The organism is Pseudomonas sp. MT92 (assembly GCF_058792515.1).
Genome location: NZ_JBXAFA010000004.1, coordinates 204,091 through 226,592, shown reverse-complemented (window position 1 = coordinate 226,592; position 22,502 = coordinate 204,091). Strand labels below are relative to the sequence as shown.

The window sequence follows — 22,502 nt, the reverse complement described above, 5'->3', positions numbered from 1 at the left end:
CCTCAGCAGTCAGTGAGGTGCGCAGCGCAGGACAGGATGTCGTGGCGCGGGGAAGGATCAGCTTTACGGCAATTCATTATTATTATCTCCAATAAGCTTCGAAGACCGCGCTGCGGCGGTTGCGTCGATTATTGGAAAGCCATGTAAGGTCGCGTTGTACGTATGGATCGAAGTTGTAGAAAGTCGTAACAATTATGTACGTCAGCTCTACAACAAGCCTTTCAGCGTCTCCAGCGCGTGTTTGCAGTACTCATGAAAGGTTGGCGCCAACTGACCGATAGCCGACTCATCATTTTTCAGGGCCGCTTGTTCCAGTGATCTCAGAACGCCGGCCAAGGCACGAAAACCCAAAGAGTCGGCGCTTCCCGCCAAACGGTGGGCCAGATGTGCGATTTCAGTGAAGTCGTCGGCGTCAATCGCTTCGCGTAGCGCCTCGCGGTGTTGCAGGATCGAGTCGCGTAACACCGTCAGCAGCCCCTGCACTTTCTGTTCGCCGAGCAAGTTACGGTGTGTTTGCAGCAGCGGCCAGTCTATGGCGCCCTCTTCCAGCAGCGGTTTGGGCGCCATCAGCTGCCCGCCCATGACCTTGCGCAGAGAGTCCAGATTCAGCGGCTTGGCCAGCACGCCATCCATACCGGCGTCCAGATACCCACGAACCAGCGCCGGCTGCACACTGGCAGTCAGGGCGAAAATGCGTGCGGTACGATTCGGCCCGTCGAGGCTGCGGATCCGTTTGCATAATTCCACACCGGTCAGGCCCGGCAGATGCACATCCAGCAGTATCAGATCGAACCGTTGCGCGGCGCATTGGGCCAATGCCTGTTCAGCCTCTTCGGCCAGCCACACCTGATGGCCGTCCCGTTGCAGCAACCCCTGGGCCACTTCGCGATTGAGCGCCACGTCCTCAACCACCAGCACCTTCAATGCCGGCCCTGCCACTGTGATCGGTATTGGTGCGGTGACGCCTGCAGCGGGTTGCAACGTCAACTCGAACCAGAAGCAACTGCCCCGCCCGACTTCACTGGTGACACCGATGCTGCCACCCATTTGTTCGACCAGGTGTTTGCAGATCGCCAGCCCCAACCCGGTGCCGCCGTAGCGCTGTGCTACTTCTTCGCTGGCCTGGGTGAAGCGCTCGAAAATCCTCGCCTGCATTGGCGGGGCGATGCCGATTCCGTTGTCGGTGACACTCACCCGCAGACGATCGCCGCCAGGCCCTCCGGACTGCGCGAGCAACGCCACTTCGACACTGACCTCACCGCACTCGGTGAACTTGATCGCGTTGGCCAACAGGTTGCTCAAGACTTGCCGCAAGAATTGCTCGGCACCGTGGTGATACTCGGCAATGCGCTGATCCACCCGACATTGCAGGAGGGTGTCGTTATCCAGCGCCTTGGGCTCGAGCAGCGTCAGTACTTCATCGATCAATTGGCGAATCGAGAAATCCACCGGTTCGGGCAGGCTCGCGCCCTCCTCCAGTTTGGCGAAAAACAGCACTTCATTGAGGATGGTCAGCAATCCCTCGCCCGCCTTGTGCAAGGCATCCAGGCGTTTGCTGTCCAGCGGATCGAGGCTGGCGCCGCGCAACAACTCGGCCATGCCGAGAATACCGTTAAGGGGCGTGCGCAACTCATGACTCATGGTCGCCAGGAACCGTGACTTTGCCAGGTTGGCCGCTTCTGCTTCGTCCTTGGCGCGCATCAGGCTGGCGGTGCGTCGCTCGACCATTTTCAGCAACTCGTCACGGTTGTCCTGCAAGGCCAATCGATCGTTTTCACGGCGGTCGATATCGCTGAGGATGGCCCGGCGCATGTCGTCGAGGGCGTGGGCCACGGTGTCGATTTCGTCTTTGTGGACACTGCGCCGCTTGTGCAGGCGCAGCGGCTCATGCCATTCACCTGCGGCAATACGCCGGGCGAAATCAGCCATGACTTGCAGGTGACGGGTGACCAGGCGGTAGAACAACCAGGACAGCGCAATCGCAAGACCACACAGGAACGCCCCCATCCACAACAGGCTGGTCAACCCGGTGGCATACAGGCGCTGATACACCGCCCCCAAATCGGTGCTGACTTCCAGTTCGCCTAAATGCCGCAACGGGCCGGACGGCGGTTGGTAGTCCAAGGCGAAACGTTCGACGCGCAACGGCCCGAGCGGATCCGCATTGCCATGCAGCAAGTCGAAATCCGGGCTTTTCAAATGCACCCGCGCGACATCGGAGAAGTCCACCAGGCCGCGCAACTGCACATTCAGTTGCTCCTGGTTCAGGTCCCACAGGCTGCGCTCCAGGCTCGCCAGATAACCGGCGCGGATCAGCTCCATGCGCGAGTCGATGTCGCGCATTTCCCGACGGTATTCGATGTACAGCTGCACGGTACTGGCGAGCACGGTGAAGCACAGGCTGAATAACAGAATGAACAGCAGCAGGCGCCGCAACAGGCCACCGGGTCGCGGGCGCATCATTGTTCGTTCACCGGTAGGTTGATCATGTCGCGGTAAGTGACTTCGCTTTCATTGAGCAAGCGCTCGATGTCGCCGGCATCGACCATGCGCTGCAGTTGCGCATTGATCTGCGGCATATGACTGGCCAGCGGCGAGCGACGGGAAACCGCGACCCGCAGGTAGTCGACGCTCAGGGCCTTGGGCAGCGCGACGATGTCCTTGGCGCCCGCCAGGCTTTCGATGTAGAGCTGGCCGGTGCGGCGTTCCTGGGTGATGAAATCGATGCGCCCGCGAATCAGCTTGCCGAAGTTCTGGCGGCTGTCGGACACCCATTCGATGTTGTTGTTTTGCGCGACCATGCGATCGAATTCCACGCCGTAACTTTCACCGAACAGCAAGCCGCCACGGTAATGGGCCAGGTCTTCCAGGCGTTCGAATTGCACCGGGTGTTGGCGATTGATGAACAACGCGACCTCTTCGCGCAGCACCGGCACCGAGGAAAACAGCATGCTTTGTTCCCGTTGCGCGGTGCTGTAGGCCAGCACCACGTCGACCCGGCCTTCGGCGGCATCGAGCAGGCATCGTTTCCAGTTGCCCAGCACCACGGTTTCGACGTCGTAGCCCAACTCACCGAACAGCTTTTTCACCACACTCGGCGCCAGGCCACGGACCTGCTTGCCGTCGCTCCAGGAAATCGGCGGGTACACCGGATAATCGCAGTAGCGGACTTTTTCCCCGGCCAGGGCAATGCCCGCCAGCAGCGCCAACAGCAACCAGAGCGGTCGCCCCACGGCCGTCACGCCGCCAGGCTGGCAGTGAACAGGTAACCGGCGCCGTGGATGGTGATGATCAACTGCGGCTCGGCCGGGTCGTCGTGCAGTTTGCGGCGCAATCGGCCGACCAGCACATCGATGGAGCGGTCGTTGGGCACCCACTCGCGGTTGCGGATCTGGTCCATCAATTGGTCGCGGCTCAGGGTGTGGCCGCTGTTGCGCAGGAACACGCTGAGCAGTTGGTACTCGCCGTGGGTCAGCAGGGTTTCGCTACCGGAGGGATCGATCAGGCGCCGGCGGTCGGTGTCCAGCGACCAGTCGGCAAACTGTTTGACCGGTTTGGCGACCGCCGCCAAAGGCTGAGGCGTTTGCGCATGACGAACCCGGCGAATCAGGTTTTTCGCCCGGGACACCAGTTCCCGTGGATTGAGAGGTTTGATCACGTAGTCATCGGCACCGCATTCCAGGCCGACGATGCGGTCGATTTCGTCATTGCGCCCGGTGATCAGGATGATCCCGACCTCCGAACGCACCCGCAGCTCACGGGTCAGGGTCAGGCCGTCCTTGCCGGGCAAGCGGATATCGAGCATGACCAGATCCACGGTCTGGCTGGCCAGGAAGGTTTCGGCCAGTTCCGCCGTGGCTGCGCAATGAACCTCGTAGCCCTCCTGGGACAGGTAGGCGTGCAACAGTTCGCGAATCAGCGGATCGTCATCGACGATCAGTACCCGTGGCGTCATTACTGGATGTCCTGCCTGTGCCCGAAGGCGTATTTCTTATTAGAGTGTTTTTCTGCATCAGCGCCAGAGAGTAGCCATTGCTGAACAACCGATCAACAGCTGCTCGTCTGCACGCCGCTTGTTTTGATACAGAACCGTTGGCGACCGCCGGCCTGCAAACCATCGACCCAGGCCTCGCAAATCTGAATGCCCTGCTCCGGGGTAAAGGTGCCCGGGTTGAGTCCGGATTCCAGCCACAGACCGTCGAGCAAGGCACTGAGACTGATCGCGGCCAGTTCGCCATCGAAGTTTTCCCAGCCCTCTTCCTGCGCGAGTTCCATCAGCACTTTGCGCAAGATGCCGCGGTACTCGCCATAGGAATGATCGTGGGCCTGGTTGATCGCCTCGGCGGTTTTCACCGCGCCCCAGAACGCCAGCCAGGCGTCAATCAGTTGCGGGTCGAGCAACTCGGCGGAAAACGAGCCGCGAAAAAACGCCGACAAACGTTCGCGGGCGTTCGGTGCAGCCTGTTCCATGGCATCGCGCAGCAAGGTCATGACTCGCCCGGTGATCGCCATGTAGGCCTCGGCCACCAGTTCATCCTTGCCGGAATAGTGATGGCTGATCAGCCCCACCGAGACACCGGCCTCGGCGGAGATCTTGCGGATCGACGCACCCTGAAAACCGTGGCGCTTGAGGCACACCAGCGTCGCCTCGATCAGATTGGCCTTGCGCAACTCCGGTTCCATGCGGGAAAAACGGGCTTCCTGATTCATGGGTGACATGCTCCTGGATTCAATCATGGGGGCTCGCGTTACGCTTGAAAGCTGAACGACTGTACAGCAAGAGCCTGTCATGTCTCCAGTCTGGTGCTCAGTTCCGATACCCCGGTGCCACTCGCTCCAGCAAGCGCAACAACGCCGCCCAGGCCAATTGCATGGCATCCGGGTCGCTCAATTCACCTTCATCCAGCGGTCGGCCGGGGTCGTTGAACTGGCGCTCGGTATGTTCACAAACTTCAGCCGGTGGCAGCACCAATTCACCGGCTGCCTGCGCGGCCAGTTGGATTTCGCAGGCTTTTTCCAGGTAGTACATGCGCAAAAACGCTTGCCCCACGGTTTCGCCAACGGTCAACAAGCCATGGTTGCGCAGCATCAGCACCGGCTTGTCGCCCAGGTCCTGCACCAGCCGTTGCTGCTCGCTCATGTCCAGCGCCACGCCTTCATAGTCGTGATAGGCAACCCGACCGTAAAACTCCATGGAAATCTGATTCACCGGCAACAAGCCGCACTTCAACGCGGCCACCGCGCAGCCGGATTTTGTGTGGGTATGCAGCACGCATTGCGCATCTTCACGGGCGCCATGAATCGCGCTGTGAATCACAAAACCGGCCGGGTTCACCGGGAATGGCGACGGCTCAACGGCCTGACCACTGAGGTCGATTTTCACCAGATTGGACGCGGTGATTTCCTCAAACATCAACCCATAGGGATTGATCAGAAAATGATGTTCCGGGCCGGGAATACGTACCGAAATGTGGGTGAAAATCAGATCGGTCATGCGGTAATGCGCAATCAGGCGATAACAGGCGGCCAACTCTTCACGCAGGCGCTGTTCGGTAGCGCTGCGCTCGGGCGCGGCAGTCAGGTGGGTCTCGATTTCGTTCATTGTTTTAATCCTCCAGACGGGTCGGCCGGGCAGACAGTAAGGCTGGACGTGCAAGGACGTCCAGCCACAGGCGGTTATTTACTGGCCCAGGCGTTGAAGCGCTCTTCCAGCTCTTCGCCATGGTCAACCCAGAAGCCGACGTCCATCGACAACGCGCCCTTGAGGTTCTGCGGCGCCGTCGGTACCCATTGCGCGAGTTTATCGTCCAGGCGAGCGGCGGCCTCGGTATTGGTCGGGCCATAGGGAATCTGTTTCACGTAATTGACCTGGGCGTCCGGCTGGTTGGCGAAGGCGATAAAACGCTTGGCCTGATCGACGTGTTTGGACCCCTTGATGATCGCCCAGTAGTCCATGCCATACAGACTGCCGGGCCACACCAGCCCCAGATGACTGCCGGATTGCGCGGCGGCAGCGATGCGTCCGCTGTAGGTCGAGGTCATCACCACATCGCCGGCCGTCAGCCATTGCGGTGGCTGGGCGCCGGCCTCCCACCATTGGATGTAGGGTTTGAGCTGGTTCAGTTTGGCGAATGCTCGGTCCACGCCTTGCGGGGTATTGAGCACCTTGTACACGTCCTCGACTTTCACCCCGTCGGCCAGCAAGGCGAACTCCAGGTTGTACACCGCGCGTTTGCGCAAGCCGCGTTTGCCGGGGATTTTCTGCACGTCCCAGAAATCCGCCCATGAGGTGGGGGCCCGGGCCAGTTTGTCGGTGTCGTAGGCGATCGCCACACTCCACACCAACGCGGCCGAACCGCACTCCTGCGCGGCTTCGGGAATCAATTGATCGGCATGGCCCAGGCGGGTCCAGTCGAGGCGCTCATACATGCCCTCCTCGCAGCCACGCATCAGGTCCGGACCTTCGATCTGCACCACGTCCCAATCGACGTTGCCGGTGTCGACCATGACTTTGATTTTGGCCATCTCACCGTTGTATTCGCTCTGGATCACCTTGCTTTGATCCACCACGCTGAACGGTTGGAAGAACGCCACATCCTGGGCTTTTTGTCCGGCGCCGCCGTAACCGACCACCACCATCTCCGATGCCGCCTGAGCGCTGCCCAGGCCCATGGCCATGGACAACACCAAGGGATAAAAACCATGCTTGAGCGTTTTCGATTTCATCAGTGGTTCCTCGTGCAGGTGCCCGCCGAACTCAAGTCGGTGTGGCCCTTTTTTATTGTTGTGAGGTTCGCCCCAAGATGCGGGTGCCATTTCAAACTACTGCAAGGCCCAGTAAAAAAACAAGTTGATTTTTTACTTCGGGTAAATTTCTATAGAACAAAACAACAACACCAAATGCCTCTGTAGGAGCGAGCCTGCTCGCGATGGACCTGAGAGCGACGCGATCATCCAGGCAACACGCGTTATCGTTAACGTCCATCGCGAGCAGGCTCGCTCCTACAGGTCAGCCTGCCCGGAGTACCCGCACCATGCCGAGCCCGTCCCCAGCCTTTGCGCACCTGTTCGAACCCTTGCAGATCCGTGGCAAGCGCCTGAAAAACCGCATCATGTCCAGCGGTCACGACACCTCGATGCCCACCGACAACCTGGTCAACGAACAGTTGATCGCCTATCACCGGGCGCGGGCCGAAGGCGGTGTCGGGCTGATCGTGTTGCAGGTCGCCGGCGTGCATGACAGCGCGCGTTATACCTCCCATGTGCTGATGGCCACCGATGACGCCTGCATCGACGGCTACCGGAAAATCGCGCAAACCTGCCATGCCCACGGCACAGTGGTGTTGTCCCAGGTGTTCCATCCGGGGCGGGAAATCATGGAATCCAGCGATGGTTTGCTGGCCGTGGCCTACTCCGCCTCGGCGGTGCCCAACGAGCGTTTCCGGGTCATGCCGCGTGCGCTCGATCAGGGGATGATCGACGAGATCGTCGCCGGTTATGCCGCCGCAGCCCGGCGCCTGCATCAGGCCGGTATCGATGGCGTGGAAGTGGTCGCCAGCCACGGCTACCTGCCGGCGCAATTCATCAATCCACGGGTCAACCGCCGCACCGATGGCTATAACGGTGACCTGGAACAACGCCTGCGTTTCCTGCGTGAAGTGATTGCCGCCATCCGCGCCAGCACTGACGAGCAGTTCATCGTCGGCCTGCGCATTTCCGCCGACGAGCGTGACCCCGAAGGGCTGACCGAAGACGAGTCCCTGGCCGCCGTGCAATCGCTGCAAGCACAGCTCGATTACGTGCATATCGTCGCTGGAACCTCGGCCTCGTTGGGTGGCGCGGTGCATATCGTCCCGCCGATGGCGATCGAGGCCGCCTACCTGGCCAGGGAAGCCGGCACCTTCAAGGCGGGTTTGGACATCCCGTTATTCGTCACCGGGCGCATCAACCAGCCCCAGGAAGCCGAACTGATCATTGCCCGGGGCCAGGCCGATGTCTGCGGCATGACCCGCGCCCTGATCTGCGACCCGCAAATGCCCAACAAGACCGACGCCGGCCGCGCTGAAGACGTACGCGCCTGCATCGCCTGCAATCAGGCGTGTATCGGCCACTTCCACAAGGGCTTGCCGATTTCCTGCATCCAGCACCCGGAAACCGGACGCGAACTGATCTTCGGCGAGCGCCGACCAGCAAGCGCACGCAAACGCATCATGATTGCCGGCGGAGGCCCGGCCGGGATGAAAGCCGCGGCTGTCGCTGCCCAACGCGGGCACGAGGTGACGCTGTATGAAGCCAGCGCGCAACTGGGTGGCCAGGTGTTGCTGGCGCAATTGCTGCCACGGCGCAGCGAGTTCGGCGGCGCCAGCACCAATCTGCAACGGGAAATGGAACTGGCCGGGGTGCGCGTGGTGCGCAACACCCGGGTCGATCGCGCCCTGGTCGAACGGGAAAAACCGGACATGGTGATCGTCGCCACTGGCGCCGAACCTTACTGGCCGCATTTCGAACGCGGTGGTGAATTGCAGGTGGTGGACGCCTGGCAGGTGCTGCGCGACGAGGTGCAGGTCGGCCGGTCGGTGGTGGTGGTCGACTGGCGCTGCGACTGGATCGGCCCCGGCATCGCCGAGCGTCTGACCCGTGCCGGGCATCAGGTGCAACTGGCGGTCAACGGCACCCATTGCGGGGAAAACCTGCCGCTGTATGTGCGTGATCAAATGGCCGGCGAGCTGCACAAACTGGGGATTGCCATCACCCCTTACGCGCGTTTGTACGGTTGCGATGACAACACTGTCTACCTGCAACACACCGCCAGCGGCGAACCGATGCTGATGGAAAACATCGACACCCTGGTGCTGTGCCAGGGCCATCAGCCGGTGGATACCCTGGGGGCCGAACTGCAGGGCCTGGTGGAGTTCCGGCGCATTGGCGACTGCCTGGCGCCGCGAACGGCCGAAGAAGCGATTTATGAGGGCCTGAAAGTCGCGTGGGAGCTTTGAGGCTGTTTATACTCCGGGGCTTTGACTCCAAATGACTGCTCTTTGCAGGCGCGAGCACGCTCGCTCCTACAGGGGGCGGAGCGTAGCCACCGGCTCGGAATCGACCATGAGCAACAGCACCACCCCACAACCCGCCACCGCCAGCGCCGAACCGCATTTTCTCGGCACGCGGATTCGTGGCCTGCGTAAACGCCGTGGCATGACCCTGGCGGAGCTGGCGCAACAAAGCGAGCTGACCGCCGGCTACATCAGCCAGCTGGAGCGCAACCTCGCCTACCCGTCGATTCCGGCGTTGTTCAATATCGCCCGCAGCCTGGGGGTGACCATCCAGTGGTTCTTCGCCAGCGAAGCGGTCACCGCTCCCGAAGATGACGGCATTGTCGTGCGCAAGAACAGTCGCCTGAGCGTGCACTACGAAGACGGCATCATTGACCAGTTACTGACGCCACAGCCCAGTCAGCACCTGGAAATGCTGCATTCGCGTTTCCCTCCAGGCACCTACAGCCAGCAAAGCTACAGCCACGACGGCGAAGAAGCGGGTTACCTGCTCTCTGGGCGTTTCGAGTTGTGGGTCGGCGAGCGCTACTTTCAGCTCAACGAAGGCGACAGCTTCAGCTTCTCCAGCCAGGAGCCGCACCGCTACGGCAACCCTGGCGACGTCGATGCGGTGGTGATCTGGGTGATCACCCCGCCGACCTTCTAGCGACGCCCTCGGCCACTGGGCTGCGCGGCACTCACACGCTTGAGGGTGTCGCTGGGCAACTCCTTGAACAGCGCGCGATAGCTGCTGGAAAACCGCCCCAGGTGCCAGAACGACCAGTGCATCGCCACTTCGGCGACGGTGGTTTGCGACGGCGTGCTGATCAGCAACTCCCGGCGGGCGCTGTTGAGGCGACGCAGGCGCAACCATTGGGTCGGCGCCATGCCGGTGAACGTCTTGAACGCGTGCTGTAACTGGCGCAGTGAAACCCCGGCAACCTGGGACAGCTCCAGCAGATTGAGGTGTTCTTCCGGGGTATCCGCCGCCCATTCCCCGACCCGCTTCATGATTGCCCGCTCCCCCGCCCGGCGCTGCAACGCGCCCTGGTCCAGGCACACGCAGGCGTTGTCGAGGATGAACAGGCAATCGTCAAGCAACTGCTGGGTCAGCGCCTCGCGGCTCGGCGGATCGAAGGTCTGCGACAAGCGCGTCAGGGTGCCGCTGAGCCAGCGACTGAACAGCGCATTCTGCTGCGAATTGAGCGGGGCCATGAACAGCCCTTCGAGCCTGGCCACATCCAGCGCGTGACGCTGCACGAACTCCGGCCCGAACACCACGGCGATTTCCTGGTAGTTCTCGGGGGTGATCCAGATGTTGCGGCTTTCACCATTGAGCACATACAGCGCGTTGTCGCTGCGATCGAAGCAGAACGCCAGCGAGCCTTGCGGCGCACTGAAATTCTGCTCGACCCGGGTGTTCATGTGTTCCTCGTAAATCTCCACGCCTTGCAGGTCGAGATAGCGCACCAGACCGGCGAAATGCCCCGGTGACATTTGCTGGTAATGCTGGACCCAACCCGGTGTGGTGCGAATTTGCTCGGCCACATCGGCGGTATTGAACGCTTGAACCTGTAGCGGATTACAGACTGTCATGGCGTGGCCTTGCGCACTCTTTTGGTGCGCTTTGTGCTGCTTAAAGTGGATAGATGGAACGGCGAGGCTCGCCCAAGATAGTCGTCAACGCGCTACAGGGGAAGTGTCCGAAAGATGAAATCGGCTTCTCCTGGCGTTAATAAAACCAATAACGAGGTCTTTATGAATGTCCCTTTCGATCAGCTGTTCACGTGGCTGAAAGATCACAAGATTACCGAAGTCGAGTGCGTCGTCAGCGACCTGACCGGCATTGCACGCGGCAAAATCGCACCCACCAACAAGTTCCTGCATGAGCGAGGCATGCGCCTGCCGGAAAGTGTGCTGTTGCAAACGGTAACCGGGGACTTTGTCGACGACGACATCTACTACGACCTGCTCGACCCGGCCGATATCGACATGGTCTGCAAGCCGGTGTCCGACGCGGTGTACGTAGTGCCATGGGCCATCGAACCGACCGCCATCGTGATTCACGACACCTTCGACAAGTTCGGCAACCCGATCGAACTGTCGCCACGCAACGTGCTGAAGAAAGTCCTGCAGCTGTACACCGACAAGGGCTGGAAGCCGATCGTCGCGCCGGAAATGGAGTTCTACCTGACCCAGCGCTGCGAAGACCCGGACCTGCCGCTCAAGGCACCGATGGGCCGCTCGGGGCGGGCCGAAAGTGGTCGCCAATCGTTCTCCATCGATGCCGCCAACGAATTCGACCCGTTGTTCGAAGACGTCTACGACTGGTGCGAGCTGCAAGGACTGGACCTCGATACGCTGATCCACGAGGACGGCCCGGCGCAGATGGAAATCAACTTCCGTCACGGTGACGCCCTGGACCTGGCCGACCAGATCACGGTGTTCAAGCGCACCCTGCGCGAAGCCGCGCTCAAGCACAACGTGGCGGCAACCTTCATGGCCAAGCCGATTGGCGATGAGCCGGGCAGTGCCATGCACATTCACCAGAGCGTGGTGGAAATTGCCACCGGCAAACCGATCTTCGCCGATGAAGACGGCAACATGAGCGAGCTGTTCCTGCACCACATCGGTGGCCTGCAGAAATACATTCCGAAAGTGCTGCCGATGTTCGCGCCAAACGTCAACTCGTTCCGCCGCTTCCTGCCGGACACCTCGGCACCGGTGAACGTTGAATGGGGCGAAGAAAACCGCACTGTCGGCCTGCGTGTGCCGACCTCCAGCCCGGACGCGATGCGCGTGGAGAACCGCTTGCCGGGGGCCGACGCCAACCCTTACCTGGCCATCGCCGCCAGTCTGCTCTGCGGTTTCCTCGGCATGGTCGAGGGCGTCGAACCGAGCGCCGGCGTCCAGGGCCGCGCCTATGAACGTCGCAACCTGCGCCTGCCGATCACCATCGAGGAAGCGCTGTCGCAGATGGAAGAATGCGAAACCGTCGGCCGTTATCTGGGCAGCAAGTTCGTGCGTGGCTATGTCGCGGTCAAACGCGCCGAGCACGAGAACTTCAAGCGAGTCATCAGCTCCTGGGAACGTGAGTTCCTGATGCTCAGCGTCTGAGACCTGCTTCGCCCACACAGACCTCATCGCGAGCAGGCTCGCTCCCACATTTGAAACGCATTCCCCTGTGGGAGCGAGCCTGCTCGCGATGACGGCCGCCAGAACAATGAAGAAACGCCTGAAAATCCAATAATTCGAAGAGGTGTCGCTATGCGTCTATTGAAGTCCGTGGTTCCGGTCGCGCTGACTGTTTTGTTCAGCGCCGTGGCCCAGGCTCAGCCACAGGTCAGCGTCTACAACTGGACCGACTACATCGGCGAGACCACCCTCGCCGACTTCCAGGCCAAAACCGGGATCAAGGTGATCTACGACGTGTTCGACTCCAACGAAACCCTGGAGGGCAAACTGCTCGCCGGGCGGACCGGGTATGACGTGGTGGTGCCGTCGAACCACTTCCTCGCTCGCCAGGTGAAGGCCGGCGCGTTCCTCAAGATGGATCGCGAGCAACTGCCGAACTTCAAGAACCTCGACCCGAAACTGCTGGCCCTGCTGGAGAAAAACGATCCGGGCAACGCCCACTCGGTGCCGTACCTGTGGGGCACCAACGGCATCGGTTACAACGTCGACAAGGTCAAGCAGGTGCTGGGCATCGATCACATCGACTCCTGGGCCGTGCTGTTCGAACCGGAAAACATCAAGAAGCTCAGCCAGTGCGGCGTGTCGATCATGGACTCGGCGGATGAAGTGTTCCCGGCGGTGCTCAACTACATGGGCATGGACCCGCGCAGCGAAAACCCCGAGGACTACAAGAAAGCCGAAGCCAAGCTGTTGAGCATCCGTCCGTACGTCACTTACTTCCACTCCTCCAAGTACGTGTCGGACCTGGCCAATGGCGACATTTGCGTCGCGTTCGGCTACTCGGGTGATGTGTTCCAGGCCGCCAACCGGGCCAAGGAAGCCAAGAACAACGTGAACATCGCCTACGCCATTCCCAAGGAAGGCGCCAACCTGTGGTTCGACCTGCTGGCCATCCCGGCCGACGCCAGCAACCCGAAACAAGCCCATGCCTTCATCAATTACCTGCTCGATCCACAGGTGATTGCCAAAGTCAGCGCCTCGGTCGGCTACGCCAACCCGAACCCGCCCGCCAAGCAGTACATGGATGCGGAGCTGGTGAACAATCCCGAGGTTTATCCCTCCCAGGCAGTGCTCGACAAACTGTACATTTCCACCACCCCTCCACAGTCGATCATGCGTCTGATGACCCGTTCCTGGAGCAAAGTGAAGTCCAACCAATGAACCAGTACACCCAGGAACACACGCTCTCCTACTACGCCGCCTCGGCCAGGGGCATGGCGCCCCGGCCCGAGCTGGCCGGGGACCTGGTCGCGGATGTCTGTGTGATTGGCGGCGGCTTTACCGGCGTCAACACCGCCATCGAACTGGCTCAGCGCGGTCTCTCGGTGATTCTGCTGGAAGCCCGGCGAATCGGCTGGGGCGCCAGCGGGCGCAACGGTGGCCAGTTGATTCGCGGGATCGGTCATGACGTCAGCGGTTTCGCCCGGCACATCGGTGCCGACGGCGTACGCTATCTGGAGCAGGCCGGTGTCGAATCGGTGGCGCTCGTGGGCCAGCGTATCCGCGAGCATGGCATCGACTGCGACCTGCGCTGGGGCTTTTGTGAATTGGCCAACACCCCGGCGCAGTTCGCCGGCCTTAAAAGCGAATTCGCAGAGCTGAAAGAGTCGGGTTACGCCCATGAAACCCGCCTGATCGAACCGGGGCAGATCCGTGAGCAGGTGGTGAACTCCGGTGTGTATGCCGGTGGTTTGGTCGACATGGGCTCGGGGCATTTGCACCCGCTTAACCTGGTATTGGGTGAAGCGAGAGTCGCCGAATCCCTGGGCGTACAGATCTTCGAGCAGAGCCCGGTGCTGGAGCTGATCCATGGCAATACCGTACAGGTGCGCTGCGCCGGTGGTACGGTGCGTGCCGGCAGCCTGGTACTGGCCTGTAATGCACACCTGGAAGAACTTGAGCCGAAACTCAGCGGCAAAGTGCTGCCGGCGGGTAGTTACATCATCGCCACTGAACCCTTGTCCGCAGAGCTCGCTGCGCAGCTGATCCCGCATAACCTGGCCCTGTGCGACCAGAAAGTCGGCCTGGATTATTATCGGTTATCCGCCGACCGGCGCCTGCTGTTCGGCGGTGCCTGTCATTACTCGGGGCGCGATCCACGGGACATCTCAGCCTATATGCGTCCGCAGATGCTCAAGGTCTTCCCGCAATTGGCGAATGTGCGCATCGACTATCAATGGGGCGGCATGATCGGGATCACGGCCAATCGCTTCCCGCAGGTCGGGCGCTTGAGCCAGCATCCCAATGTGTTCTACGCCCAGGGTTATTCGGGCCATGGCCTGAACGTGACCCACTGGTGCGCCAGGTTGCTGGGTGAAGCGATTCACGCGGGTCACAGCCACGGCTTTGACGTGTTCAGCGCCGTGCCGCACATGACCTTCCCCGGCGGTCGCGTTCTGCGTTCGCCACTGCTGGCGCTCGGCATGTTGTGGTATCGCCTGCGTGAAGTGCTGGGCTAAGGTTGGCCTCAAGAGATAGACCCATCCTGTGGCGAGCCCCTCGCCACCGGTATCCGGCTGAGCAGCCAGTTTCATTCAGTCGTCAAATAGCCTTTCGATTTGCTCAATGGCCAGTCACTTCTATATTGAGGAGGTGCTCATTCATTCCTGCCTCCTGTCGAGCTTGGCCAATGGCGACGACTGCCCCACTGATCATTTGCGAGCACTGCGACTGTGTGTACGAGAAAGTCACGCTCGCCAAACACCAGAAAACCCTGTGCATCCGCTGCGGCGGGGTGCTGCAGCGCTATGACGGTTTGACGCTCCAGCAGCGTCTGGCATTGACCCTGACCGCGCTGATGCTGTGGATTTTCGCCAATTTCTACCCGGTCATGAGCATCAGTCTCAAGGGCCTGAAAAACAGCGCGACGCTCTGGGATTCGGTCATGGCCCTGAGTCTGGGACCCATCACGTTCATCGCCATGGTGGCGGCCATCGCCATGATCATCGCACCGATCTTTCAGCTGTTGCTGCTGATCTGGGTCCTCGGTTTCGCCCTCGCCGGCCAACGCTCGCCCGCTTTCAAGTTCTGCATGCGCTGGCTGGAAACCCTTCGGCCCTGGAGCATGCTGGAAGTCTGCCTGTTGGGGGCAATGGTCGCGGTGATCAAGCTCGCCGGCTTTCTCGATGTGTTGCCGGGCATCGGTCTGTTTGCCCTGGCCATCCTCAGCCTGATGATGATCCGCATTGCCGGGCGCGATATTCGCGAACTGTGGGACATCCTATGACAACACCTCCAGTCGCCCGAGAACTCGACCTGTGCCTGTGCCACAGCTGCGGACTGGCCTGCGACATGACCCACGAGCCCCACGAATGCGAGCGCTGCGGCGCTCCGCTGCACCGGCGCAAAACCAATTCGCTGACCCGCACCTGGGCCTACCTGTTCACGTCCCTGGTGTTTTACATCCCGGCCAACTTGCTACCGGTGATGAACACAAAGATGGTCGGCCATGGCGCCGACAGCACCATCATGAGCGGTGTGCTGGAGTTCTGGGAGGCCGGTGCCTGGGACATCGCCCTGATCATCTTTATCGCCAGTATCGCCGTGCCTGGCATCAAGTTCGTGGCCATTACCTTATTGCTGGTGACGGTGCAACGCGACAGCCACTGGGCGCGCAAGGAGCGATCACAGCTGTATCGCTTTGTCGAGGTCATCGGTTACTGGTCGATGCTCGACGTGATAGTGGTGGCCCTGGTGGCCTCGCTGGTGAAGTTTCAAGCCCTGGCCGATATCGAGCCACGGCCCGGCATTCTGTTCTTTGGCCTGGTGGTGGTGTTCACCATGCTGTCGGCGATGAGTTTCGATCCGCGCCTGATCTGGGATGAAAAACCGCAAGCCCCACACAATGAGGAGATCACGGATGAAGCAACTAGCCACTGACGGGGCACAGGTGCCTGGGCCGGCGCCGGTCAAGACCCGCCGCTTCAGCGTGTCACTGGTCTGGATCGTGCCGATTGTCGCGGTGCTGGTGGGCATTTCCCTGGTGGTGCACAGCATCCTGCAGGAAGGGCCGACCATCACCATCACCTTCAAGACCGGTGACGGCCTGACGGCGAACAAGACCGAGGTCAAATACCGCAACGTGGTGATTGGTCAAGTCTCGGACGTGGAACTGAGCAATGACCAGAAAAGCGTCAATGCGACCGTCAAGCTGGCCAAGCAGGCGGAAAGCTTTACCCGCGAAGACTCAAAATTCTGGGTGGTGCGCCCGCGTATCGGCGCTGGCGGCGTGTCGGGTATCGACACCCTGTTGTCCGGGGATTACATCGGCGCCGATATCGGCCAGGCCAATGCCCGGGCGAAAAATTTCAAGGGCCTGGAAAACCCGCCACCCATCACCTACGGCGAGCCCGGCAAGCGCTTCACCCTGCATACCCAGGACCTGGGGTCGCTGGATATCGGCTCTCCGGTGTACTACCGCAAGATCCCGGTCGGCCAGGTCGTGGCCTATGCCCTGGACCCTGACGGCAAGGGCGTGAACATCGACCTGTTCGTCCACGCCCCCAATGATCAGTACGTCACCGAGAACACCCGTTTCTGGAATGCCAGTGGTGTCGATGTGAACGTCGGCGCCAACGGCTTCGCGGTCAAGACCGAATCCCTGTCCGCCTTGCTGGTCGGCGGCATTGCCTTCCGTGCGCCTGAATACAGTCCCAACGACAAGCCTGCGGCCGAGGAATATACCTACGAACTGTTCGAGGACCAGCAAACCGCCCTGGCCCCACCCAACGGCAAGCCGCAGTACTTGGCCTTGCGCTTCGATCAGGCATTGCGCGGGCTCAAGGTTGATGCTCCGGTCGAATTCCAGGGCGTGGAGATTGGCAAGGTGGTCTCGGTCAATCTCGATTTCGACGCTCAAAAACACAGCTTCCCGGTCAATATCGGCATCGTGATCTATCCGCAACGCCTGGGTCAGGCTCACCAGAAAATGCTCAAGGCCTTGAAACATGACCCCAACGATGAGGCCGGCGGTGTGCGGTTGATCGGTTCCTTCATCGAAAACGGCCTGCGCGCCCAGGCTCGCACCGGCAATCTGTTGACCGGGCAGTTGTACATCGCCCTGGACTTCTACCCGAAAGCGGAAAAAGTCACCTTCGATGCCAATGCGCGCCCGGTCATGATTCCAACGATTCCTGGCAGTCTCGAACAATTGCAGGAAAAACTCGAAGCCATGGTCACCAAGATCAACCAACTGCCGATCGAACGCATTGCCAGCAATCTCGACAGCAACCTGGTTGAACTGCGCAAAAGCCTGGGGCAGTTCAATGCCAAGACTCTGCCTGGGGTGCATAACACGCTTACGGACGTGAGCAAGACCCTGCAAACAGCCAACTCGACGCTGCAATCGGCCCACTCCACCCTGGCTGATGATTCGCCACAACGGGAAAAACTGGACCAGACCCTGAACGAACTCGGGCGCACGTCACGTTCCTTACGTGATCTGGCGGACTACCTGGGACGGCACCCCGAATCCCTGATTCGCGGTCGCCCCGAAAACGCCGCCCCGATGGATCTGCAAGGACCACCGAGCAAATGACCACAGGAGCATCAACCATGGTTTTTCCACTGAAATTTGCGTTGATCGCTACGCTGGCATTGCTCGCCGCCTGTCGCAGCGATCCGATTCAGTTCCACACCCTGACCCCGGCTCAACTGAGCAGTCCGGGATCAACGACAGATATCCGGATTGAAAGCCTGATCGTCCCGCCTCAGGTCGATCGTCCGCAGATCGTCGTGCGCCAGGGCAATACGGGCATGGCGATCCTCGAAACCCAGTGGTGGGGGGCGAGCCTGGTGGATGAGTTACGCAGTGCCCTGCTTGATCAGATGGTCAACAGCAATCCGCAACGCAAACTCTCGGTGCGCCTGGAAGTACAGCGTTTTGATTCGATCCCAGGCCAATACGGACTCCTTGATGTGAAATGGCGTCTGCGCAACGGCGAGGAGATTCTGATGACCTGTCGCAGTACGTTGCAGACCCCTTCCGGGCCATCCATCGATGAGCTGGTGGCGGCACAACAGAACAACGTTAAACGCCTCGCTGCGCTGATCAGCCAGGCCGCCTCGGGGACCCGCTCGATTTGTCCGTCAGCCTGATCACCTGGCAGAGGCTGGGCGCTCAACGGTGACTGGATCGCCGTTGAGCCGGTTGATCTTCACTCAGCGCGACGGTGTCTCAAGCCCCGGTAAAAGATAAGAGTTACCAATAACAAGCAAAGTTATCCGTTTGAGCATCGTTGCGTTTTTTTCACATTCATTTCACCCCCCTGACACCTGCACGGATTTAGTTTTCACCGCGACTAAAACGCCCTCTTGGTTATGAGGCAATCATTCTGCGCAGTTTGAGTTCTGTCATTAACAGCACATTCAAATGCGCCTCTGCAGGTGGAAAGAACTTGATCAACAGCTTTTCGCACAAAGGGTCGCAGCCCCCCGTTCAGGCAAAGCGCCTGCTCAAATCGTTGCTGTCGCTCGGTGGTGTACTGTTGGTTGCCGCGCTGGTGACCGGTTTTGTCTGGTGGCAAAAATCCCCGGTCAATCTGGTGGACGCCGGAACGCAGGTCAGGACTCAACTGTTGCAGGAATGGGCCGCTGGCGAAGTGGTGGTTCTGGTGCGCCATGCTGAACGCTGTGACCGCTCAACCAACCCTTGCCTGGGGCCGCCTGACGGCATCACCCGCCTGGGCAGTGAAGCGGCCAAGGTGGTCGGGCAAGGCTTTCTGGCCCTGGGGATGACGCAGGCCGATGTCTTTTCCAGCCCGCTGACCCGTACGATGCAAACCGCACATTACATGTTTGGCAAAGACGCGCCGGCCCAGGATTGGTTAGCCACTTGTGGCAGTACCCTGCGCAATGACGTCGTGGCGCACAAGCGTGCCGGCCATAATCTGGTACTGGTGACGCACAGCGGATGCATCAGCGATTTTGAAGCCCAGACCGGTTTTAAACATGCCGCAACCAGTGAATATGGCAGTTCATTGTTCGTGCACATCGCGAACGATGGGGCGCTTCAGATAGTTGGCATTGTCAAGGCAGAAGACTGGCACTTGCTGTCTGATCAAAAACACTGAAACAACAATCATGCTTAGTTAAGCACGCACTTGTGAGTGCACTAGCCTTTATTGAGCGTTCGCCGAAACCAAATGATACATAATAAGTTCTGCACCGTCGGCGAACAACCTGAAACTGCCCATACTTGCAGGCAACTTCCGAGTACCAAGGACGAGCAATGACGCACCACCCTTCCTTACCCCGATCTGTTGACGGCTTGCCCCATAATGCCTCCCGGCCAATGCTTTTCAGTGAGCGCTGGATCCTGTGTGCGCTGGCTGTGGCGTTCGTGGCGTTCTACCTGCTGCCACTGATGACCCATGGCTTGTGGATTCCCGACGAAACCCGCTATGCCCAGATCAGCCAGGAAATGTTGCTGAGCGGTAATTGGGTCTCACCGCACTTCATGGGTATCCGTTACTTCGAAAAACCCATTGCCGGTTACTGGATGATCGCCATCGGGCAGGCGGTGTTTGGCGACAACCTGTTCGGGGTGCGGATCGCGTCGGCGTTGAGTACCGGCCTGAGCGTCTGGCTGGTTTACCTGATCAGCCGCCGTTTGTGGAACGATCCGCGCAAAAGTTTTGCGTGCGCGCTGTTTTACATGAGTTTCGGGCTGATCGCCGGCCAGGCCGGCTACGCCAACCTGGACCCGCAGTTTACGCTCTGGGTCAATTTGAGCCTGGTCATGCTGTGGTTCGCCATCGACAGTCGCACGAGCCGTGGTCGGCTGGTGGCCTGGGCGCTGTTGGGCTTTGCCTGCGGCATGGGCTTCATGACCAAGGGGTTTCTCGCCTGGTTGTTGCCGGCGCTGATCGCCCTGCCCTATATTCTCTGGCAGCGTCGTTTCAAGGAATTGTTGGGCTACGGCTCACTGGCGGTGCTCGTTGCGGTCATCGTGTGCCTGCCTTGGGTGCTTGCCATCCACCATCAAGAGCCGGATTTCTGGAACTTCTTTTTCTGGAACGAACACGTGCGCCGGTTCGCCGCCGATAACGCACAACACGCTCGTCCCTGGTGGTTCTACCTGCCAATGATGGTGGTTTCGAGTCTGCCGTGGGCAGCGTTGTTGCCAACGACCTTCATCCAGGCCTGGAAGAACAAACGCCAACCGGTCTTTGCTTTTCTCCTGCTCTGGCTGTTGTTGCCATTGGCCGTGTTCAGCATGAGCAGCGGCAAGCTGCCGACCTACATCATGCCGTGCCTGTTGCCGCTGGCATTGTTGATGGGACATGCCGTGACCGAATTGCTGGCCCATGCGCAAGGCCGGACGATTCGCTTCAACGGCTGGCTCAATGTCATCATTGCCACTGGCGCCTTGCTGGCTTTGCTCTACCTGCAAGCAACCAGGGAAATCTACGCGAATACCGAGATGTTCAGCCTGTCCATGGTGTACATCGTGCTGGTTGGCTGGATCATCGCCAACGCCTTGCAGATCTTGCGCCCCCTGGAGCTTTGGGCAATGCCGGCACTTGGCATCTGGCTGCTGGTCGCGCTGCTGCCTGCCGCCATGCCGAGCCAGATTGTCGACAGCAAAATGCCCGACCGGTTTATCGCCGAGCACCTGGACAGCCTGAAGCAGACCACGTCATTGCTCAGCAATGACCTGGGTGCGGCCTCGGCGCTGTCCTGGCTGGTCAAACGACCGCAGGTCGATCTCTACAATGTCATCGGCGAGTTGAAATACGGCCTCGAAGACCCGGCCATGGCTTCGCGCAAGGTAACCAAGGAAAACGTCGGGCAGTGGATGACCGAGGCGCGCAAAAAGGGTTCGGTCGGCGTGGTGATGCGGGTCAACAGTGTCGATGAAATTCAGGAAGTCGAATTACTGCCCATCGACGGCCAGCGTTTTCAACGCGGCAACCTGGAAGTGCTGATCTTCCCGCAAAGCCGGCCCTGACGGCGATTGATGTGAAAAACCGAGACCCTCGACGGGTTCTCGGTTTTTTTTGCGTCAGGGGTGCATTGGTTTTCGGGTCCAGGGCAACGCTGCGCGAACCCTTTGCGCAGAAGCCCGCGCTTGAGCCGTTACCGGCCTTCGCTGAAGCGTAAAATGACAGGAATTAACGATTTTTTTGACGTTTTTTTCTCATTCTCCGCACTACATTCGCCCGCCAAACATGCAAATGATTCCTATTGAACTACACTGAGCGACGCCCTATCCTCGTCAACTCTACGTGTTCGATCCTTAAAAGCCGGAGCTGCCACCGCATGATTTCCCGTTTGCCGTCATTCCTGAAAAAAGCCCTGCTGGCCACCGCCCTGGTGAGTGCCGGTCACGTGTATGCAGCCGACAGCGTCGGTATCGTGGTTTATAACGCGCAGCACGAAGGCCTGACCAAGGCATGGGTCGAAGGCTTTACCCAGGAAACCGGTATTCCCGTCACCTTGCGTAACGGTGATGACACCGAGATGGGCAATCAGATCGTGCAGGAAGGCGCCGCGTCGCCAGCCGATGTGTTCCTGACTGAAAACTCTCCAGCCATGGTCCTGGTCGATAACGCGGGTCTGTTCGCCCCTGTCGATAAAACCACCCTGGAACAAGTCGACTCCGCTTACCGCCCGGCCCACGGCAAATGGGTCGGGATCGCCGCACGCTCCACCGTATTCGTCTACAACCCGGGCAAGCTGCCGGAAACACAACTGCCGAAATCGATCATGGACCTTGCTGCGCCAGCCTGGAAAGGCCGCTGGGCCGCATCGCCGGGCGGTGCCGACTTCCAGGCCATCGTCGCCGCCATCCTGGAGCAGAAAGGTGAAGCCGCGACCCTTGAATGGCTCAAGGCAATGAAAACCAACTTCACCGCCTACCGGGGCAACAGCTCCGTGCTCAAAGCGGTCAATGCCGGGCAGATCGACAGCGGCGTGATCTACCACTATTACAGTCTGGTCGATCAATCCAAGACCGGTGAGAACAGCAAGAACACCGCTCTGCACTACTTCAAACACAAGGATCCGGGTGCCTTTGTCAGCATCTCGGGCGGCGGCGTCCTCGCCTCCAGCCAACACAAGGAACAAGCCCAGGCATTCCTCAAGTACGTGACGGGCAAGGAAGGCCAGGACACGCTCAAGAACGGCACTTCGTTTGAATACGCCGTGGGCAAGAATGCTCAATCCAACCCAAAACTGGTGCCTTTGCAGCAGCTTGACGCGCCAACTGTCGATGCTTCCAAACTCGACAGCAAGAAAGCCGTGGAGCTCATGACTCAGGCCGGACTACTTTAA

General features: G+C 60.0%; 19 protein-coding genes. 12 read left to right on the top strand and 7 right to left on the bottom strand.

Annotated features, from left to right (window positions below; translation table 11 throughout):
• Nucleotides 1–207: 207 nt before the first annotated feature.
• The 6 genes from AC1Q6D_RS09390 to AC1Q6D_RS09365 form a co-directional block, all read right to left on the bottom strand.
• Entirely contained in the window at nucleotides 208–2,463 is a 2,256-nt protein-coding gene (locus AC1Q6D_RS09390) for an ATP-binding protein (RefSeq protein WP_103403089.1), read from the bottom strand.
• On the bottom strand, nucleotides 2,460–3,233 hold the full coding sequence (locus tag AC1Q6D_RS09385; RefSeq protein WP_103403209.1) for a substrate-binding periplasmic protein: 774 nt from the start codon (nucleotides 3,231–3,233) through the stop codon (nucleotides 2,460–2,462). Before AC1Q6D_RS09385 ends, AC1Q6D_RS09390 begins: the two co-directional genes overlap by 4 nt.
• 5 nt (nucleotides 3,234–3,238) lie before the next feature.
• Nucleotides 3,239–3,955 (bottom strand): response regulator, encoded by a 717-nt coding sequence (locus AC1Q6D_RS09380; RefSeq protein ID WP_103403088.1) that lies wholly within the window; start codon nucleotides 3,953–3,955, stop codon nucleotides 3,239–3,241.
• Nucleotides 3,956–4,047: 92 nt separating this feature from the next.
• Nucleotides 4,048–4,710 carry a TetR family transcriptional regulator C-terminal domain-containing protein gene (locus AC1Q6D_RS09375; RefSeq protein ID WP_103403087.1) on the bottom strand — a complete coding sequence of 221 codons (663 nt, stop codon included), beginning with the start codon at nucleotides 4,708–4,710 and terminating at the stop codon, nucleotides 4,048–4,050.
• Nucleotides 4,711–4,807: 97 nt separating this feature from the next.
• On the bottom strand, nucleotides 4,808–5,602 hold the full coding sequence (locus AC1Q6D_RS09370) for a class II aldolase/adducin family protein (protein ID WP_103403086.1): 795 nt from the start codon (nucleotides 5,600–5,602) through the stop codon (nucleotides 4,808–4,810).
• A 74-nt stretch (nucleotides 5,603–5,676) separates the two neighbouring features.
• The gene (locus AC1Q6D_RS09365) at nucleotides 5,677–6,726 is read right to left on the bottom strand and encodes an ABC transporter substrate-binding protein (protein WP_103403085.1); all 1,050 of its coding nucleotides are present in this window, start codon (nucleotides 6,724–6,726) and stop codon (nucleotides 5,677–5,679) included.
• 308 nt (nucleotides 6,727–7,034) lie between these two features.
• Here AC1Q6D_RS09365 and AC1Q6D_RS09360 point away from each other — a divergent pair, with 308 nt between their 5' ends.
• Together AC1Q6D_RS09360 and AC1Q6D_RS09355 are read left to right on the top strand one after the other, a co-directional pair.
• Entirely contained in the window at nucleotides 7,035–8,996 is a 1,962-nt protein-coding gene (locus AC1Q6D_RS09360) for an oxidoreductase (protein WP_103403084.1), read from the top strand.
• Nucleotides 8,997–9,102: 106 nt separating this feature from the next.
• The gene (locus AC1Q6D_RS09355) at nucleotides 9,103–9,699 is read left to right on the top strand and encodes a helix-turn-helix domain-containing protein (protein ID WP_103403083.1); all 597 of its coding nucleotides are present in this window, start codon (nucleotides 9,103–9,105) and stop codon (nucleotides 9,697–9,699) included.
• On the opposite strand, the gene AC1Q6D_RS09350 is transcribed toward AC1Q6D_RS09355, so the two are convergent.
• The gene (locus AC1Q6D_RS09350; RefSeq protein WP_103403082.1) at nucleotides 9,696–10,628 is read right to left on the bottom strand and encodes a helix-turn-helix domain-containing protein; all 933 of its coding nucleotides are present in this window, start codon (nucleotides 10,626–10,628) and stop codon (nucleotides 9,696–9,698) included. The genes AC1Q6D_RS09355 and AC1Q6D_RS09350 overlap by 4 nt on opposite strands.
• Before the next feature lie 162 nt (nucleotides 10,629–10,790).
• Between AC1Q6D_RS09350 and AC1Q6D_RS09345 the strand changes: the two genes are divergently transcribed.
• The 10 genes from AC1Q6D_RS09345 to AC1Q6D_RS09300 all read left to right on the top strand — a co-directional run bounded on the left by AC1Q6D_RS09345 (nucleotide 10,791) and on the right by AC1Q6D_RS09300 (nucleotide 22,502).
• A complete protein-coding gene (locus AC1Q6D_RS09345; protein ID WP_103403081.1) occupies nucleotides 10,791–12,149 on the top strand; it encodes a glutamine synthetase family protein in 1,359 nt (452 codons plus the stop codon).
• 150 nt (nucleotides 12,150–12,299) lie between these two features.
• The gene (locus tag AC1Q6D_RS09340; protein ID WP_103403080.1) at nucleotides 12,300–13,388 is read left to right on the top strand and encodes a polyamine ABC transporter substrate-binding protein; all 1,089 of its coding nucleotides are present in this window, start codon (nucleotides 12,300–12,302) and stop codon (nucleotides 13,386–13,388) included.
• Complete coding sequence (locus AC1Q6D_RS09335; protein WP_103403079.1) at nucleotides 13,385–14,686, top strand: NAD(P)/FAD-dependent oxidoreductase; 1,302 nt, start codon at nucleotides 13,385–13,387, stop codon at nucleotides 14,684–14,686. The genes AC1Q6D_RS09340 and AC1Q6D_RS09335 overlap by 4 nt, the downstream gene beginning before the upstream one ends.
• A gap of 170 nt (nucleotides 14,687–14,856) precedes the next feature.
• On the top strand, nucleotides 14,857–15,453 hold the full coding sequence (locus tag AC1Q6D_RS09330; RefSeq protein WP_103403078.1) for a paraquat-inducible protein A: 597 nt from the start codon (nucleotides 14,857–14,859) through the stop codon (nucleotides 15,451–15,453).
• Complete coding sequence (locus AC1Q6D_RS09325; protein ID WP_103403077.1) at nucleotides 15,450–16,106, top strand: paraquat-inducible protein A; 657 nt, start codon at nucleotides 15,450–15,452, stop codon at nucleotides 16,104–16,106. The genes AC1Q6D_RS09330 and AC1Q6D_RS09325 overlap by 4 nt, the downstream gene beginning before the upstream one ends.
• Nucleotides 16,087–17,763 (top strand): PqiB family protein, encoded by a 1,677-nt coding sequence (locus AC1Q6D_RS09320; protein ID WP_103403076.1) that lies wholly within the window; start codon nucleotides 16,087–16,089, stop codon nucleotides 17,761–17,763. The genes AC1Q6D_RS09325 and AC1Q6D_RS09320 overlap by 20 nt, the downstream gene beginning before the upstream one ends.
• A 17-nt stretch (nucleotides 17,764–17,780) precedes the next feature.
• Entirely contained in the window at nucleotides 17,781–18,323 is a 543-nt protein-coding gene (locus tag AC1Q6D_RS09315) for a PqiC family protein (RefSeq protein WP_103403075.1), read from the top strand.
• A 299-nt stretch (nucleotides 18,324–18,622) separates the two neighbouring features.
• The gene (gene pmrG, locus AC1Q6D_RS09310) at nucleotides 18,623–19,297 is read left to right on the top strand and encodes a lipopolysaccharide core heptose(II)-phosphate phosphatase PmrG (protein ID WP_103403074.1); all 675 of its coding nucleotides are present in this window, start codon (nucleotides 18,623–18,625) and stop codon (nucleotides 19,295–19,297) included.
• Nucleotides 19,298–19,518: 221 nt separating this feature from the next.
• Nucleotides 19,519–21,177 carry a lipid IV(A) 4-amino-4-deoxy-L-arabinosyltransferase gene (gene arnT / locus AC1Q6D_RS09305; RefSeq protein ID WP_256590127.1) on the top strand — a complete coding sequence of 553 codons (1,659 nt, stop codon included), beginning with the start codon at nucleotides 19,519–19,521 and terminating at the stop codon, nucleotides 21,175–21,177.
• A 311-nt stretch (nucleotides 21,178–21,488) separates the two neighbouring features.
• Entirely contained in the window at nucleotides 21,489–22,502 is a 1,014-nt protein-coding gene (locus AC1Q6D_RS09300) for an iron ABC transporter substrate-binding protein (protein ID WP_103403072.1), read from the top strand.

What these genes read in the sequence shown, in the direction of transcription:
- AC1Q6D_RS09390 (WP_103403089.1), bottom strand. Translation starts at nt 2,463, where the DNA reads ATGATGCGCCCGCGACCCGGTGGCCTGTTGCGGCGCCTGCTGCTGTTC.
- AC1Q6D_RS09380 (WP_103403088.1), bottom strand. Translation starts at nt 3,955, where the DNA reads ATGACGCCACGGGTACTGATCGTCGATGACGATCCGCTGATTCGCGAA.
- AC1Q6D_RS09375 (WP_103403087.1), bottom strand. Translation starts at nt 4,710, where the DNA reads ATGAATCAGGAAGCCCGTTTTTCCCGCATGGAACCGGAGTTGCGCAAG.
- AC1Q6D_RS09370 (WP_103403086.1), bottom strand. Translation starts at nt 5,602, where the DNA reads ATGAACGAAATCGAGACCCACCTGACTGCCGCGCCCGAGCGCAGCGCT.
- AC1Q6D_RS09365 (WP_103403085.1), bottom strand. Translation starts at nt 6,726, where the DNA reads ATGAAATCGAAAACGCTCAAGCATGGTTTTTATCCCTTGGTGTTGTCC.
- AC1Q6D_RS09360 (WP_103403084.1), top strand. Translation starts at nt 7,035, where the DNA reads ATGCCGAGCCCGTCCCCAGCCTTTGCGCACCTGTTCGAACCCTTGCAG.
- AC1Q6D_RS09355 (WP_103403083.1), top strand. Translation starts at nt 9,103, where the DNA reads ATGAGCAACAGCACCACCCCACAACCCGCCACCGCCAGCGCCGAACCG.
- AC1Q6D_RS09350 (WP_103403082.1), bottom strand. Translation starts at nt 10,628, where the DNA reads ATGACAGTCTGTAATCCGCTACAGGTTCAAGCGTTCAATACCGCCGAT.
- AC1Q6D_RS09345 (WP_103403081.1), top strand. Translation starts at nt 10,791, where the DNA reads ATGAATGTCCCTTTCGATCAGCTGTTCACGTGGCTGAAAGATCACAAG.
- AC1Q6D_RS09340 (WP_103403080.1), top strand. Translation starts at nt 12,300, where the DNA reads ATGCGTCTATTGAAGTCCGTGGTTCCGGTCGCGCTGACTGTTTTGTTC.
- AC1Q6D_RS09335 (WP_103403079.1), top strand. Translation starts at nt 13,385, where the DNA reads ATGAACCAGTACACCCAGGAACACACGCTCTCCTACTACGCCGCCTCG.
- AC1Q6D_RS09330 (WP_103403078.1), top strand. Translation starts at nt 14,857, where the DNA reads ATGGCGACGACTGCCCCACTGATCATTTGCGAGCACTGCGACTGTGTG.
- AC1Q6D_RS09325 (WP_103403077.1), top strand. Translation starts at nt 15,450, where the DNA reads ATGACAACACCTCCAGTCGCCCGAGAACTCGACCTGTGCCTGTGCCAC.
- AC1Q6D_RS09320 (WP_103403076.1), top strand. Translation starts at nt 16,087, where the DNA reads ATGAAGCAACTAGCCACTGACGGGGCACAGGTGCCTGGGCCGGCGCCG.
- AC1Q6D_RS09315 (WP_103403075.1), top strand. Translation starts at nt 17,781, where the DNA reads ATGGTTTTTCCACTGAAATTTGCGTTGATCGCTACGCTGGCATTGCTC.
- arnT (WP_256590127.1), top strand. Translation starts at nt 19,519, where the DNA reads ATGCTTTTCAGTGAGCGCTGGATCCTGTGTGCGCTGGCTGTGGCGTTC.
- AC1Q6D_RS09300 (WP_103403072.1), top strand. Translation starts at nt 21,489, where the DNA reads ATGATTTCCCGTTTGCCGTCATTCCTGAAAAAAGCCCTGCTGGCCACC.